Annotated in this window: 12 protein-coding genes and 1 pseudogene; 12 read left to right on the top strand and 1 reads right to left on the bottom strand. The window is 39.0% G+C overall.

Features of this window, described 5'->3' with window-relative positions; all coding sequences use genetic code 11:
* Window positions 1–259: 259 nt before the first annotated feature.
* Together LJE72_RS06565 and LJE72_RS06560 are read left to right on the top strand one after the other, a co-directional pair.
* The gene (locus LJE72_RS06565; protein ID WP_229246823.1) at window positions 260–1,057 is read left to right on the top strand and encodes an RNA polymerase sigma factor; all 798 of its coding nucleotides are present in this window, start codon (window positions 260–262) and stop codon (window positions 1,055–1,057) included.
* Between the two features lie 76 nt (window positions 1,058–1,133).
* Complete coding sequence (locus LJE72_RS06560; protein WP_229246822.1) at window positions 1,134–2,060, top strand: DUF3795 domain-containing protein; 927 nt, start codon at window positions 1,134–1,136, stop codon at window positions 2,058–2,060.
* Window positions 2,061–2,222: 162 nt separating this feature from the next.
* On the opposite strand, the gene LJE72_RS06555 is transcribed toward LJE72_RS06560, so the two are convergent.
* Window positions 2,223–3,584 (bottom strand): radical SAM protein, encoded by a 1,362-nt coding sequence (locus tag LJE72_RS06555; protein ID WP_229246821.1) that lies wholly within the window; start codon window positions 3,582–3,584, stop codon window positions 2,223–2,225.
* 348 nt (window positions 3,585–3,932) lie between these two features.
* On the opposite strand from LJE72_RS06555, the gene LJE72_RS06550 reads away from it, so the two are divergent.
* The 10 genes and pseudogenes from LJE72_RS06550 to LJE72_RS06510 form a co-directional block, all read left to right on the top strand.
* Complete coding sequence (locus LJE72_RS06550) at window positions 3,933–4,469, top strand: YehS family protein (protein ID WP_229246820.1); 537 nt, start codon at window positions 3,933–3,935, stop codon at window positions 4,467–4,469.
* A 96-nt stretch (window positions 4,470–4,565) separates the two neighbouring features.
* Window positions 4,566–4,829 (top strand): class I SAM-dependent methyltransferase, encoded by a 264-nt coding sequence (locus LJE72_RS06545; RefSeq protein ID WP_229246819.1) that lies wholly within the window; start codon window positions 4,566–4,568, stop codon window positions 4,827–4,829.
* A gap of 1,547 nt (window positions 4,830–6,376) precedes the next feature.
* Window positions 6,377–7,201, top strand: a complete 825-nt coding sequence (locus tag LJE72_RS06540; protein ID WP_073030713.1) for an RMD1 family protein — start codon at window positions 6,377–6,379, stop codon at window positions 7,199–7,201.
* A gap of 14 nt (window positions 7,202–7,215) precedes the next feature.
* Window positions 7,216–8,028 carry an RMD1 family protein gene (locus tag LJE72_RS06535; protein WP_229246818.1) on the top strand — a complete coding sequence of 271 codons (813 nt, stop codon included), beginning with the start codon at window positions 7,216–7,218 and terminating at the stop codon, window positions 8,026–8,028.
* A gap of 15 nt (window positions 8,029–8,043) precedes the next feature.
* Window positions 8,044–8,223, top strand: a complete 180-nt coding sequence (locus LJE72_RS26695; RefSeq protein ID WP_396390547.1) for a DUF454 family protein — start codon at window positions 8,044–8,046, stop codon at window positions 8,221–8,223.
* A 339-nt stretch (window positions 8,224–8,562) separates the two neighbouring features.
* Window positions 8,563–10,701 carry a PAS domain-containing sensor histidine kinase gene (locus tag LJE72_RS06530; protein ID WP_229246862.1) on the top strand — a complete coding sequence of 713 codons (2,139 nt, stop codon included), beginning with the start codon at window positions 8,563–8,565 and terminating at the stop codon, window positions 10,699–10,701.
* Window positions 10,702–12,093, top strand: a complete 1,392-nt coding sequence (locus LJE72_RS06525) for a sigma-54-dependent transcriptional regulator (protein ID WP_229246817.1) — start codon at window positions 10,702–10,704, stop codon at window positions 12,091–12,093. It abuts the gene before it with no gap.
* Window positions 12,093–13,445 (top strand): YeiH family protein, encoded by a 1,353-nt coding sequence (locus tag LJE72_RS06520; protein ID WP_229246816.1) that lies wholly within the window; start codon window positions 12,093–12,095, stop codon window positions 13,443–13,445. Before LJE72_RS06525 ends, LJE72_RS06520 begins: the two co-directional genes overlap by 1 nt.
* A 103-nt stretch (window positions 13,446–13,548) precedes the next feature.
* On the top strand, window positions 13,549–13,917 hold the full coding sequence (locus tag LJE72_RS06515; RefSeq protein WP_229246815.1) for a hypothetical protein: 369 nt from the start codon (window positions 13,549–13,551) through the stop codon (window positions 13,915–13,917).
* 304 nt (window positions 13,918–14,221) lie between these two features.
* A pseudogene (locus tag LJE72_RS06510) lies at window positions 14,222–14,806 on the top strand (hypothetical protein); the annotation flags it as partial.

The raw sequence follows: 14,806 nt of genomic DNA, 5'->3' as shown, positions 1-14,806 counted from the left end.
GATCTTGGGGAAAAAGAGATTTAAATTATAAATCCTTTGATGCTGCAGTAAATGATACAATGGTAAAGAGTCCTATTGACGGCATCGTCACAACGAATTTGTCATTGTCGACTTAAATTCAATTGTGGTCAAGGCGAACGTCTCTGAAGATTTGACAACAAAATTTCGCTTGGTGACGAGGCTTTCTTCCAGCAGTCCTTTTAGATGCAGCGGGGCGAAGTGCCTTTGAATTAGTTTAGTTGATAGAGGTGAAGCTTTAATGTCGGAGGAATTAGAAAGTCAATTTGAGGCATTTTATCACGAGTACTATGAAAAGCTGTTTAGAACGGCATTTCGTCTAACCGGTAACAGGGAAGATGCCCAAGATGTCATTCAAGAAGCATATATCAATGCTTATCGATCCTTTTCGAAGTTTAACTATACTAGCTCATTTGGAACATGGATCTATAAAATAATGCTGAATTGTACCTATCGCTATATGACGAAACGGGATAAAGTTCCAATTCATGTCATCACGGCTGAAAGGTGTATATCTGAAACGGAGTTTTGGGAATCAATGAAATCCAAGGAGTCTGTAGAAGAGCATGCTATGGTTGAGGATATCCGCGAAACCTGCCTGCAGCTTTTTCTTAACTGTATCCCTAAAAAACAGCGGATTGCCTTCACCTTGAAAATACTAATGGAGTTATCAATCGAGGAAGTCGCCGGTATTATGGATATATCTGAGAGTGCCGTTAAAATAAATGTCTATCGAGCAAAACAGCATTTGAAAGACAATATGGAAGAAAAATGTTCGTTTATTGACCCCAAAAATCCTTGCCAATGTGGAAATTGGGTGAAATACTTGATCGATACCGGAAAGGCAGACCTTATTTCTCCACATAACCCAGTAAGAAGAAGAAGTACTGCAGAAATGTCTTTGATCTGGACGGAAATGGATTTTCTGAGGAAAACAATTCAGCTGTATGATCATCCGCCGGGTCATACATCCTATCTGGAATTTAGGGAGAAAATTAGAGAGATCATTGCTAATCAGACTTTAAAAATACTTACATAATACTAACATCGTTTTGTAACTTTTCTCCTCTCTTTGTATCTAAGTAAGTAGAACAAAGAATAAGGGAGGAACTGAAATGAGTAACAATCAACTGGAAGTAAATCTAAGACTAGTCAATCAAAAGGTTCAATTTATGGGAGTATCCGAATCTAACCTCGACTACCCACTGACCTTAGACTATTTACCGCCTCTTGGCGACGGGCAGGGGTTTCGGGGCTTAGAGTTATTCCTGATGAGTTTCACTGGGTGTGTCAGCACGGCGATGGTGTATTTATTGCGGAAAATGGGAAAAAAGATTTCTGGTTTTCAAGTGAAGGCCAAGGGAATGCTGCGGGAAAACCCTTTGTCACTTCACGGGATCCATCTTAAAGTCATTCTAGAATCAATAGATGCTATGGAATCAGACCTTCAAAGTGTTATCAAGCAAGCAGAGGAAATATCCCCTGTGTGGTTAGTAGTAAAAAATAAGGTTGAAGTTAAGATGGAATATGAAATTGTAAGGATGGATCCTATTAAAATGACTTCAGCAGTCTGTGGACTTTTTTGTCCGTCTTGTTCTGTCTTCATTGCGACGAAAGAGGATCCAGAACGATTAAAAAGACTTGCGATAACTCTTAATCAAACTATCGAAGAAACTCATTGCGAAGGCTGTCGTTCTGAAGCTAAAACAGCTTATTGCATGAATTGTACTATGATAGAGTGTTCCAGGCAAAAAGGAATCGAGTTTTGTGGTGAATGTGAAGAATTTCCCTGTGAAGAAATTAAAACCTTTCAAGCTCTTAAACCCCATAGGCTTGATTTATGGCAATCCCACCAAAGAATCAAAGATGTGGGGTATGAACAATGGGCAAGAGAAATGAGTGAGCATTATTCCTGTCCAGAATGTCGTACCCTAAACTCTGCTTATGATATGGTTTGCCGAAAATGTGGCAATGATCCAAGTTGTACCTATGTGAGGATAAATAAAGAGGCAATTGTTAGCCATATTTCCAAAGTCAAGTAGTATTATTAAATGCTGAATTTGGCCTGCATCTTTTTAGCTTTATATAAATGAGGTTGAGACTTAGGACAGAAGAAGGCTCGGATGCGAAAACCACTGACGAAATCGTCAGTGGTTTTAAATTTCAATATCAGGGTTGAACCTGAAATAATAGTGTAAAATGGATCAGCTGTCTGCTTTCTTAGAGGTCTGGACTTGCTCCCAAATATTATCAGCTACTTCTCCCCAGGCGGATGAAACACTCTGCAGTTTTTCCGTCAACTCCTCAACAGTTTCCATATCTAGAACTTGAGTGGAATGGGCACCAGATTTATTGACCATTATTCTTAATTTATCAGGATTGTCCATGAGAGGACAAGGCCGCAAATGGTTCTGATTAAAAGGCTGATTTTCACGATATTGAGCAAATAAGGGGGATTTTAAGGCATCTAATATTGTGCAATCTTTAATATTTGTATCAGAATAATGAATAAATGCGCAAGGTTCAATGTCTCCATGAGCATTAATATGAAAGTAGTTGCGTCCTCCTGCTATACAGCCTTCAACGTATTCGCCGTCATTCCAGAAATCCAAGGCAAATATTGGCTTGGTATTTCTGATTTCTCTGATTCTATGATACATATACTCCCGTTGATGAGGTAGTGCAAGTAATTCTAGAGCAGCATTTTTCCCAACCGGAACATACGTAAAGTACCAAGCAAAAAGGCACCCCTTTTCAATCATTAGGTCCACAAACTCATCGGAAGCAACGGTATTGGTATTTTGGCGATGGTAGCAGGAGGAATAACCAAACCCTGCCCCTGCCTCCTTCAATAAATCCATGGACTTAATAACTTTGTCATAAGTTCCAATGCCCCGACGCTGATCCGTTGCTTCTCCTATCCCTTCAATACTGAAAGCCAGTACAAAATTGCCAACTCGTACTAATTCTTGAGCAAAATGTTTATCAACTAAAGTACCATTAGTAAAGGCCAAGAAAGCACAGTCTTGATGTTTTTCTGCTAAAGCAATTAAATCAGTTTTTCTGATTAGGGGTTCTCCGCCAGAGTACAGATACATAAATATGCCTAATCTTTTACCCTGCTCAATGACATTGTTAAGTTCCTCAAAGGATAATGAATTATGCTGATCGTATTCACTTGCCCAACATCCGATGCATTTTAGATTACAAGATGAAGTGGGATCCATCAAAATAGCCCAGGGGATATTACAATTGTGTAATTTAGCAGTTTTTAGTGCTTTTTCTCGCCCTAATAAAGTCGCTTTGATAAAAAAGTTTGTAAGGAACTTTTGGCGAACATTAGGAGCAAGCTTTGTAAAAATAGTGTCAAATAACTTATTGAAATTACTCGAAGAATCCACTGAATAGTTCTGTAAATATCTTATGGCAGTTTTATGATCCTGATCATGGGCAATTCTACTGAACAAATTTAAAATCAGATTCATATCTTTCAGCCTATTTTTTTCTGCGTAACGCAATGCCCTTTTAAAAGCAAAAGTATAAACAAACTCCTTGATTCTTCCCATATCTTTACTCTCCTCCATAAATTGTTCGAATTGAATGAAATGCCACCTAGGTTAGAATAGAAACTTATAGGAGAGTACATAATATGCAATTATTCTGAAGGAGTGATTGGGTCTCTTGATGAAGGAAAGACTTCTCTTGACAGCACCATCTAGGTTGAACCTGCTACGAGATTGTTTTTTATTTTTCTTTGTGGTATTATCCCATCTAAGGTTAAATCTACTGAAGGATTTAAGGACATTTCTTCAATAGTTCAGATTGCTTATATTAACAATCCGGTGGGTAACGTCGGTTACGAGGTTCTGCTTTTTATACAACAACCATAGGAAAGAGTTTTTAGGAGGATAATAATGGATAATAATGATATATTAATTAGATTAAGATACGCATTAAATATAAGAGATATAGATATGGTCAAGATATTTAAACTTGGCGACGTGGAACTTACAGTAGAAGAAGTAAGAAAGCTTCTCATTAAATCGAAAGACACTTACCGTTATAATAATGCAGTTGACGATGATGACGAAAAAGAAGAGAAAGAAGAGAAAGAAGAGAATATTAAATGCAATAACAGAATGCTAGAGTCATTTTTAAATGGCTTAATAATATTTAAAAGAGGGAAACAAGATCCAAAACCAGGGCAACCAGAAATACCAGTACTAAAAAATAGTGAAAATCTTAATAATATGATGCTTAAGAAATTGAAAATAGCCCTATCACTAACAAGTGATGATGTGATTGATATATTAAAGGAGACTGGAGTTATTCTAACAAAAGGAGAATTAAGCGCACTATTAAGAAAAGAAGGCCATAAGCATTATAAAGAGTGTGGCGATAAATACGCTAGAAACTTTATAAAAGGATTAGCTATAAAAAATAGGGGATAGACTAATATGTAAGTAGTAAATATTTTGGGCATTAGTTCAGTTTTCGAAAACAAACAGGAATGCTGAACAGGAGTCATCTTTAAGGAGTTTAGCAAAATGAAAATTTCGACGGTTGATTTCTATAACAAAAACGCCCAAGAATTTTATAAGAATACAATAAATGTGGATATGAGCGAACACTACAGAAGATTTGAGGAATACCTGCCCCCTGAGAGCCGTATTCTAGATGCGGGCTGTGGCTCGGGCAGAGAAAGTCTATATTTTCTCACTAAAGGATACAATCTACGTGCCTTTGATGCGTCGGCGGAAATGGTAAGATTGAGCTCAGAACTAACTGGATTGTCTGTCAAGCAGGGCTGAATTTGAAGATGTCGAGTTTGTGTTATGTTTAATGGCATATGGGCTTCAGCATCCCTCTTGCATGTTGACAGAGGATTGATCATAGACACACTGCAAAAGTTAGCCACTATGCTTAGCGAGGATGGTGTGCTTTTTATGTCCTTTAAGTTATGGCGACAAAGTTTATGAAAAGGACGACAGAATATTTAATTGCTATGATGAAAGCTCCTTCAGTAAAAGGTTATCTGCTATTCAACGGCTGACAATTCTTAAATTATATAAACAGCTGATGTAAGAGAAGAAAAAATCAATAAATATTGGCTTAGTGCCTTTTTTAAGGAAGGCTAAATAATGTGAGGCAAGATTAATGCATGAGGTAATGCACGAGGGACGGTTCTTAGTTCCATTTGTTATTGTAGTATTTAATCAGCGTTAAGTGGCAGTAAGTCCTTTGCGGTGGAAGTGTGTGTTGAATACCACACCTAAAAGTGCTAAGTGGAGTAGTAAATTTACCGTGTTTTAACAGTAACAATACGAGATATGAACTATATAATAAGATATGAACGTTGCAACTATCATACTTACCCGATAGAGCTCGATACCCTTACTTTAAAAATACGTGGTGTTATGAGCGGGCTTGCCAGGTCTGGGTAGAGACATAGTGCACCTAAATGTATACAATATATCACAAATTATGATAAACATTTCGCTTTATATGTAATCCTACTTAGGGTACAATAATGTAGTAACATTTAATATTGAATATTCATAATATTTAGATTTTTGGAGGGATTGTATGACTGCACAGGAAAAGTGTATAATTGAAAGAATACTTGCCGATGTTGGGTTGGAACCTTTATACATCGGGGAGAATAATGATGAATCACAAAAAAAGCAGAGATGATGCAGGACAGCTTTAGCTGTCCTGTTTTTTTGACCATTTATTCAATTACCTTCCCAGTTCCGGTGCATAGCTTTGTGTTTATGACTTAAGGCTTCTCCAGTTAGTTGGTGCTTGGAAAACTTGCTATTTAATCCCGAGTGAGGCAAAATAAGTTAAGGAATTTCTCCAAGATAATGGTGGTGAAGTAATATGATCGGGTCATTAAGGATGTATGGGGTGTTTACTCGTAAATCCTTTCAAAGGGCAGCGGCGTATCGCTTTGATGCTTGGATGAGAATTCTGGGAAATGTAATTCACGACCCATGACATGTCGGATATCGAAAAACTTCGTCAGCGAATGATTTTAATTGATCATGGACGTGTATGTATGATGGAGAATTAGCAAAGATCAAAGACCGGTTTGGTAAGGAGCGTGTTTTGATCGTTGTCTGGAAGAGGATACAAACGGTTTTTCTGTCAATGGGGCAAAAGTGATCAAACAAGAAGGAAAGCGTAAATGGTTGCAGTTTAACCGTGATGTGATGAGTGCGTCTCAGTTAATTAGCCAGATCTCAGAGCTCTACGAAATCAAGGATTTATCCATCCAAGACCCAGAGATTGAGGTTATGATACTACAATTATCTATTTTTTGTTGCTAGATTACACAGAAAGTTAAGGGAATCCTATGAATGACTTAAAGTTTAAAGCCTTTGCAGTTACAAATGAAATTGATCTCAATAAGATTGCCGTAGAATGCAACATCAGAAAAAAATATACATGGGAGGAGCCTCTGCTCCTCCAGGACGAAGTTCTTGGCATAATTATTGGAGAGGAACCCGAGGAAGAAGAGAAGATCCTTGTTTTTTCTTTTGGGAGTATTGTTTTTATTAATTCGACCAAACAGCATACAGAAATATTGATGCGCTATCTAAAAGGTATAAAGTCAGATATCGATATCGCACGTTATGACAGGTTTCAGGAAGACTATATACTTCATCCGGTTGAGGGCGAAGAAATTGAGTTTACAGACCGTTATGTTCAGATTCCAAATATGGCGTTGTTTCACCCGCAGCTGATTTCAATGGTGATTGCCAAATCTGTGGCACTTGAGAGGATCGAAGAAAAGTTGGGCAAAATTCTGGATGATCTTGAAAGCAAAATTGATAATTTGGAAAAGGGCAAATTAAATATTGGAAACAAAGAACTTGCCAAGACAACTTCAAGGGTTGTTCGGCATGAATACAACACCATTGCGTATATCATGATTCTTGACAAACCCGACATTACTTGGATTAACAGTGATGCCGCAGATTTTTACGAAAAGATGTCAGAGTTTTTCGAGTTAAATGACCGATATGAAGTGATAAAAAGCAAGACTGAAATCTTGAAAAGTATCATTGACGGGTTGGCATCCATAAGCCATTCAATTCGCGGATTGTTTGTTGAGTGGGTGATTGTTCTGTTGATTGTCATTGAAGTTGTGCTTATGGTGTTTGATTTAATTAGGTGAAGACAGGTGTAAATATGGAAAAAGTAATTCTTAATACTTACAAAGTAGCAACAAGACTTCCGCTTGCGCAGATAGCGTTATTTATTAAATTAAGGCAGGATGTAGGGTGGAAGGAATATATTAAATTCGACAGCGCAGATATTGAAAAGATTCTTAAATATGCTTCGGAAAATAAATCAGTGTACTTATACAAATACGGATGTATTACCTTTTTAAACTTCAATCAAGATGAGATCGCTATGTTTCTCGAATATTTAAGGACGCTGTTTGTTGATTTGGATTATGAATTGCTGTCTAAATTTAATGAGAACCATGAGATGGTCCTTTCAAGAGAAGCGTATGTAAACCTCTGGGAAGGCGATGAGGTAAAATTCCCTTATCAACAGTACGTGGATGATATTGCTGCAACAGTTTTAGCAAAATCCACTGAGCTTTACAAGATTGAAACCGAGCTTTCAAAGGTTTTAGATGAGGCGGGGACTTTCATAATGCAACTAAATAAGGGGCACCTATGGGCAAATAGCAAAAAGGTCGCTTCAACTCTTGCCAAAAGCATCCGCTTTAAATACAGAAGCATTGAAAGTGTAAGGCTTCTTGACAGACCATCTCAGTTTAAAAAAACCATTGAATCAAGACAAATATTTGATAAACTGAGTGAGTATTTTGAGCTCGATGAAAGATATACCGCTTTATCGAATAAGATGGATATTTTAGACTCGATTACGGGAGATTATTTAAGCTTTGGAAGTAAACAATCGGAAAGAAGACTTCTGTTATTTGAAATATTGCTTCTTGCAAGCTTTCCGCTTCTGCACATCCTATCATAATTCGCATATTCCTTAATCATAGGCTTTATAGGCATTTTTCTTCCTTTAATTCCAACAGTACCATTGGTTTTGTTTTCAACAATAGCTTTTGCGAAAAGCTCACAGTTTCTTCATAATTGGTTACTTAATCACAAATTTTTCGGGTTATCATTAAAAATTGGCAACACAACAGGAAGATCCCTATTAGAGCTATGATTTTAGATGCAATGGCAATGATTATTTCCATTACAATTTCTATAGTTTACTTGAGTAGATGAAGAATCCTTAATATATTATGACCGTGATTCTAAATTTTAAGATGGCCCCAAAGTCCTTGACTTCTTTATCGGATGCGAATGTCTCAGAACTGAGGCATTCGTTTTGATTAGGATGGACTTATTTCTATAGGATAAGAAAATCGGCGAATTATGTACAGGAAAATAGAAGATTCATATTTAATCTTCTTCCAGACAAATTATAATCATGCTACACTAAAAGGAAATACTACTATACATATAGTTATTGAAGAATATCACATCGGATGGGGGCTAAATGTTGAAAAAAAGCTCTATTCCCTGGTGGATGCGCCTTAAAGTTCATTTTCTTTTATTTGGAATTTCCATGTCCATTCTTCCGCTATTCCTACTTGGAAATTTAGGGTTTACATCTGTGCGACAAAATCTACAAAAAAATATTCATGAACAAGACTTTGCGCAGGTAACAGTAATCGCCAATGAAATACGAAACTTTGTCACAAATGTTGAGATCAGTTTAACCCCTACGAAGGCCACGAGTGCCTACGCTCTCGTGGGGAAAGATAAAACATCACGTCAGATTAGTTTAGAAATACTTTTGCACCAGGAGTCTTTTATAGAAGAAATTAAGATAACTGATAAAAATTTTGTCATTATCGATCAGATCAATCGTCAAGAAGGAATTTCCCCTCCTACGTCTGCAACCATAATTGAAAATCCCGTATCCATGGTAAAGTCATCAGCTATAAGTGAAGTGTTCTTATCGAGTGATAGACGCCCGAAGATTTATTTAACTGTGGCGGTTCAAGACCCGTTGACTAAAGCCCGAATCGGATATTTGCAAGCTAAAGTTGACTTGCAAGGGATAATCAGTCGCTATGTTAATATGCTTTTAGGTGACGAAGAGTATGTATTTATCGTTGACCATGCCGGAAATTTGATTGGCCATACTGATCCCAATCTTGTTTTGCAGAATGAGAAAATCAGTCAAGATTCTGCAGTTCAAAGTTTTCTGGAGGGAGAGGAGTTTTCCCAGGGAAGTGAGTATAAAAATCTGGACGGTGTTTCCGTCATAGGGGCGTTTACTTCCATCGGTACTCCCAATTGGGCAGTATTTATTGAACAGCCTGCCCGAGAAGCGAATAAACCAATTTTAGATTTTGCTTTTCGACTCATCCTGATTGCCATCTTAATCATGGTTCTAGTCATGATTTTAAGTATTGCTTTTGGTTTAAAAGTAGTTCATCCAATTGAAAATCTTGAAGGTCAAGTCAGACGAATTATTTCAACGGGAGATCTAGAATCCCATATTCCCATTGAGAGCTGGGATGAAATCGGGAGATTAGTTAAATCCTTTAATCAGTTGTTAAATTCATTGGATCAAAAGAATGAAAACCTAAAAGATGAAAAGGAGCTGTTGACCACCGTCGTTGACGGGGTTGGGGCTGGAATGGTTCTCCTGAATTCAGATAAAAAGATCATTTGGTGGAATACGAAGTTTGCAGAATGGTTCGGACATCATTTAGAGAATCTCCCCTGTGATCAAGTTGTTAAAGGACAGGGAATGGAGGGGATTTACCACGAAAATGCCCGTAATATGTGTTCTGTTTTTGTGAACGAAGACCGCCGACATTTCCGTCAGATGTTTTATGAGTTATCACCTGATAATCCTGAGAGTGCGGCTTACCTGTTACTGCTTGATGATGTTACTCAAGAGGTAGAAATGGAAGCCCGTATGATTGAGACGGATAAAATGGCGGCTATTGGACTTTTGGCCTCAGGAGTGGCTCATGAAATTAACAATCCCTTGGCCATCGTTGCGGCTCATAGTGAGGACTTATTGGACCGTCTGAATGAGGAAGAACCGGGGCCGACTCGAGAGGAAATTGAAACTGGTTTTAAGATCGTTTTGGGGCAAATCGTCAGATGTAAACAGATTACGGATCGGTTACTTGGTTTTGCCCGTCAGCGCATCAATGGGAGTGACCTTATCGAAATTGGTGCAGTCAGCTTACATACACTTGGACTGTTAGAACACAAGATAAAACAAAAGCAGATTACAATAGAGCTCCAAATGGACAATAGTCTCTTTATCCTGGGTAATGAAAATGAGTGGCAGCAAGTGGTTCTCAATCTGATCAACAATGCCTTAGATGCTTCCTCTGAAGGAAAAGTGATCGAAGTTAAAGGATACCGCGAAGGGGAAAATATTCAATTTATGGTTAAGGATTACGGGGAAGGAATTCCTCAAATCAACCAGAAAAAGGCATTTGATCCGTTTTTCACAACGAAGTCAGTAGGGCAGGGAACAGGTTTGGGGTTATACGTAAGTTACGGAATTGTTCAGAAGATGCAAGGCGAGATGGCCTTAGAAAGTACGGAAGGTCAAGGAACCAGTGTGAAAATAACCTTGCCTCTCCATAAAGGAGGGTTAAAGTAAATGAAGCATTGTCAAAAGATCCTAATCTTAGACGATGAGGAAGCCTTGCGCGCGATTATTGCGCAGCGTTTAAAACGCAAAGGTTATGAAATACTAGAAGCAGGCACAGCCGAAGAAGGTTTATCTCTTCTCAAAGATACTTTAATCGATGCTCTCTTATTGGATATCAAGTTGCCGGACGGTGATGGACTTATTCTCTTACCAGAGATTAAAAAATTACAACCGGATCTCCAAGTCGTTATGCTAACTGGAAATGGTACCATCGAGTCAGCCATAGAAGCCATGAAACTTGGCGCGTATGATTATCTGACCAAACCGTGTAACTTGTCTGAGCTCGAAATCACGCTGCAAAAAGCTCTTGAGAAGCAGAAATTATTGTTGGAAAATACAGGGCTTAGGCAGGTCGTGAACCGTCAAACTCCAGAACTTAAAATTATAGCCGTAAGTGCACCCATGGTCGCGCTGCTAGAGATGACCCGAAAAGTAGCTCAAACAGATGCATCGGTCCTCATACAGGGAGAGAGCGGCGTGGGTAAGGAGTTGATTGCCCAAGCAATCCATCACTGCAGCTCACGGTTTAATCGCCCTTGTGTTCCTGTAAACGCCGGCGCGATTCCAGAAACTTTAATAGAGAGTGAGCTTTTTGGACACGAAAAAGGAGCCTTTACTGGAGCCGGGTCTCAGAAAATCGGATTAGTAGAAATGGCCGATAATGGCACGCTCTTTCTCGATGAAATCGGTGAAATGCCCTTGTCTATTCAAGTAAAGCTTCTCCGGTTTTTAGAAAGCGGAGAATTCAGGCGTGTTGGAGATACCCGACTTCGACAGGTAGATGTTCGGATCGTCGCTGCTACTAATCGAGATCTACGACAGGAAATTAATCACGGAAGGTTTCGGGAAGATTTATTTTATCGCTTGAACGGCTTAACCTTGATTGTCCCCCCTCTACGTGAACGGCGAGATGATATACTACCTCTTGTAGAGCAATTCCTTGAAACCCAGAACCGAAAAAATTTGCTTCATCAGGATTACATTTTGTTGCCAGAAACGAGGGAGCAATTGCTGAATTATGATTTCCCCGGTAATGTTCGTGAACTCTTCCATCTTATTGAACGCGGACAAATCTTGTCTATCGGTGGAAGAATCACACCTAAAGATATTTGGGGAAACTCAGTGCAAGTCGTGAAAACATCTCACTCTTCCGATTCGGAAGAAGGATTCTTAGATATATTCCGTGACGATCAATGTCCATCCTTAGAAGAGGTTGAAAAGCACTACATTCTAGCTGCGCTTAAAAGAGTAAAGGGAAATAAGTCACAAGCAGCAAGTTTATTAGGAATCAGTGTAAGGAATCTGTATCGAAAGTTACAGAGTTATGGGGTGGTTGAGTAATGGGCTATGTATCCTCTGCAAAGAAACCAACGACTCCTTCCGGGGGCTGGTCGGACCTTTGGAAACAGGAAGATTATTGGGCTGTGTGGCTTGGTCTGACGATCATAGTGTTAACAATTGTGTTCTGGAGTCAGGGGATTAACTTTATGAATTGGATTGTACTGAAGATCCCAAGCTATAGCAGCTACAACACTGCCATAAGTTATGTCAGCAGCCATAAGATTACTCTCTTAACACTCTATTTGTTTTTTCTCATTTTGTTTTCAATCGCAGTTAAAGCCCTGACTGGAGAAGTTAAACGATTTTTAGTGGGATTCACGTTTCTTTTTTTATTGAGTGTTCTTGTTTCGGTATGGGGTTCTTGGGATGTCATGAAACGGTATAACATTGAAACCCCGCTTCTCGCACTCATAGTAGGACTCATAATTAGTAACCTTTTTAAGATTCCGAATTGGCTTAGCACCGCACTTCAGACCCAATTTTACATTAAGCTGGGAATTGTTTTAATGGGTGCTTCCTTACCCTTTACTTTAATCGTCAAAGCCGGTACGACTGCTTTTGCTCAAGCAACAATTATTGCACTCGCTACTTTCCTCACCATTTACTGGACAGGAACAAGGGTTTTCGCACTTGATAAGCGCTTTGCTGCGACTCTGGCAGCTGGTGGTTCAATCTGCGGAGTTTCAGCTTCGATTGCCATTGGTGGTGCCGTTAAAGCAGAAAAGCAGCACGTGTCGATTGCAATTTCTCTGGTTATTCTTTGGTCCATCATTATGATTTTCATCCTCCCCTTAGCGATTAAAGCATTACATATTCCGCCCGGCCCCGCTGGTGCTTGGATTGGAACAGCAGAATTTGCTGATGCTCCGGGTATGGCCGCAGCGGCTGCTATCAATGAACAAGCAATCAAAACCTTTACCCTGATGAAAGTCGTAGGTCGTGACATGTTCATTGGGATCTGGTGTTTCATAATGGCTTTTACTTCGGTCACAAGATGGGAGAAAAGGTATGTCGGCACCAAACCGGATGCGCTTGATGTCTGGATACGCTTTCCGAAATTCGTTATAGGGTTCTTTGTAGCCTCAATTATCATAACCTTCTTAGCTGCTTCTCCGCATGTAGTGACTTCCAAAGTGCTCGATAATAGAATCATTAATCCGATTATAGAATTGAGAAATTGGGCCTTCATCTTTACTTTTCTCTCCATTGGCCTAACCAGCCGCTTGAAGGACCTTGCTTCAGTCGGTTGGAAGCCGTTTGCAGCTTTTACTGCCGGTGTATTGGTAAATATTCCACTTGGATATCTGTTAGCGGTTGTAATTATGGGGAACTATTGGATAACAGTCAAGTAAGATCTGGGCACTCATTCCTCAAGAAAAGCCACCTTTGCAGGTGGCCTTTAGATTGTTTTGGACCAACAGAGACATTGAATTATCTTGCAAAGGAGACCTATCGATGAATCCGAATAATGAAACCTGTGTTCAGAGAACGCGTTTTGTCTTTAATTATTATGAAAAGAGAGAGTGGTTGCCTGGAGAAAAACCACCCTTGGATGACATAACTAAGGTAAAGGATGTTCAACCGGAAAATTTAAGGTATTTCGCTGAGTTTATGCATACTCGATTAAATCATATAGCCGAAATGATGGACATCCTTTTAAAGGTACATGATGATTGGGCAATCACAGGTTGGAAAGACCACATTCTGATGGAGACGGAGTCTTTTGATTTTAATGACTCCCTTAATGCCTTGAAGGAACATGGTTACCATGATGATGAGTTTGTTTTGAAGGTGGAATATAGGCGCAAATGGGGCGTGCTTTAGATGACGCGGTAAAGGAAATTTGATTTGTGCGCTGCAAGTTGATCGTTGAGTTCGGACCTCGGAGGTCGGTAAGAAAACAAGGTGATTCGTATAAAAATATGCGGAGCACCTTGTTTAACTTTTCATAGTGTTATTTAGACATTATGCGTATAGGCATTCTTAAAGATATTTCATCTTATGGTGAAAATTCATGTGAATGTTGGGAAGAAACCAAGATGAGATCTGTTGATATCGTCGGTTGGGTACTTATTCTGAAGTGACAAGCATAGGTTATTTACAAGCTATTAACTGGAGGTGGATAATCTTGGAGACATATTTTTACGGTGATCCCAGAATTAGAAAATGGATTAATCAGATCATTGAAAGAATCTTCACCGTTTGCATATTAACGGGGGGGGGATCGGATGAAGAATTTCAAAAGGGTTGTCAAATCGTCATGAAACTTACTACGTTATTACAGGATATCCCAAGTTTTCCGTCGGAATTCTTAAGTGATGGAGTTAAACAACTTATAGAACAACAGCTTCCTGATTCTCGTGTCATTAATAACTTTCCGAAATTCCAAGTTACCATGGATAGAATGTTACATGAGGGGATATTGAAAGTCACTGATTTCCAAAAGAAAGAGGCTTTCAATAGCATTTCGACTACTGTAAATACTAAAGATATTAACATAAAACTTCATGACAACTATACCGAGGGTCTTGTGGAAGCTTCTTGCATAGAGGGCGTGACTAATTCTGTACTTCCTTACCCTGCCAAGCTTCCTATATCGTACTCAGATATACAGCATACGAAAGCAGATGTCCAGGCGTTCGAAGAGGCCTTGACCCAAGCGAAAGCAGATATCCAGGCACTCGAAGAGGCTCTAGCACAGGCAGAAGCTCAA

It is taken from the genome of Desulfosporosinus shakirovi (genome assembly GCF_020595055.1).
GTDB classification, from domain to species: Bacteria; Bacillota; Desulfitobacteriia; order Desulfitobacteriales; family Desulfitobacteriaceae; genus Desulfosporosinus; species Desulfosporosinus shakirovi.
The sequence above is the reverse complement of the archived record's forward strand: the minus strand, read 5'-3'. Positions and strand labels throughout refer to the sequence as shown.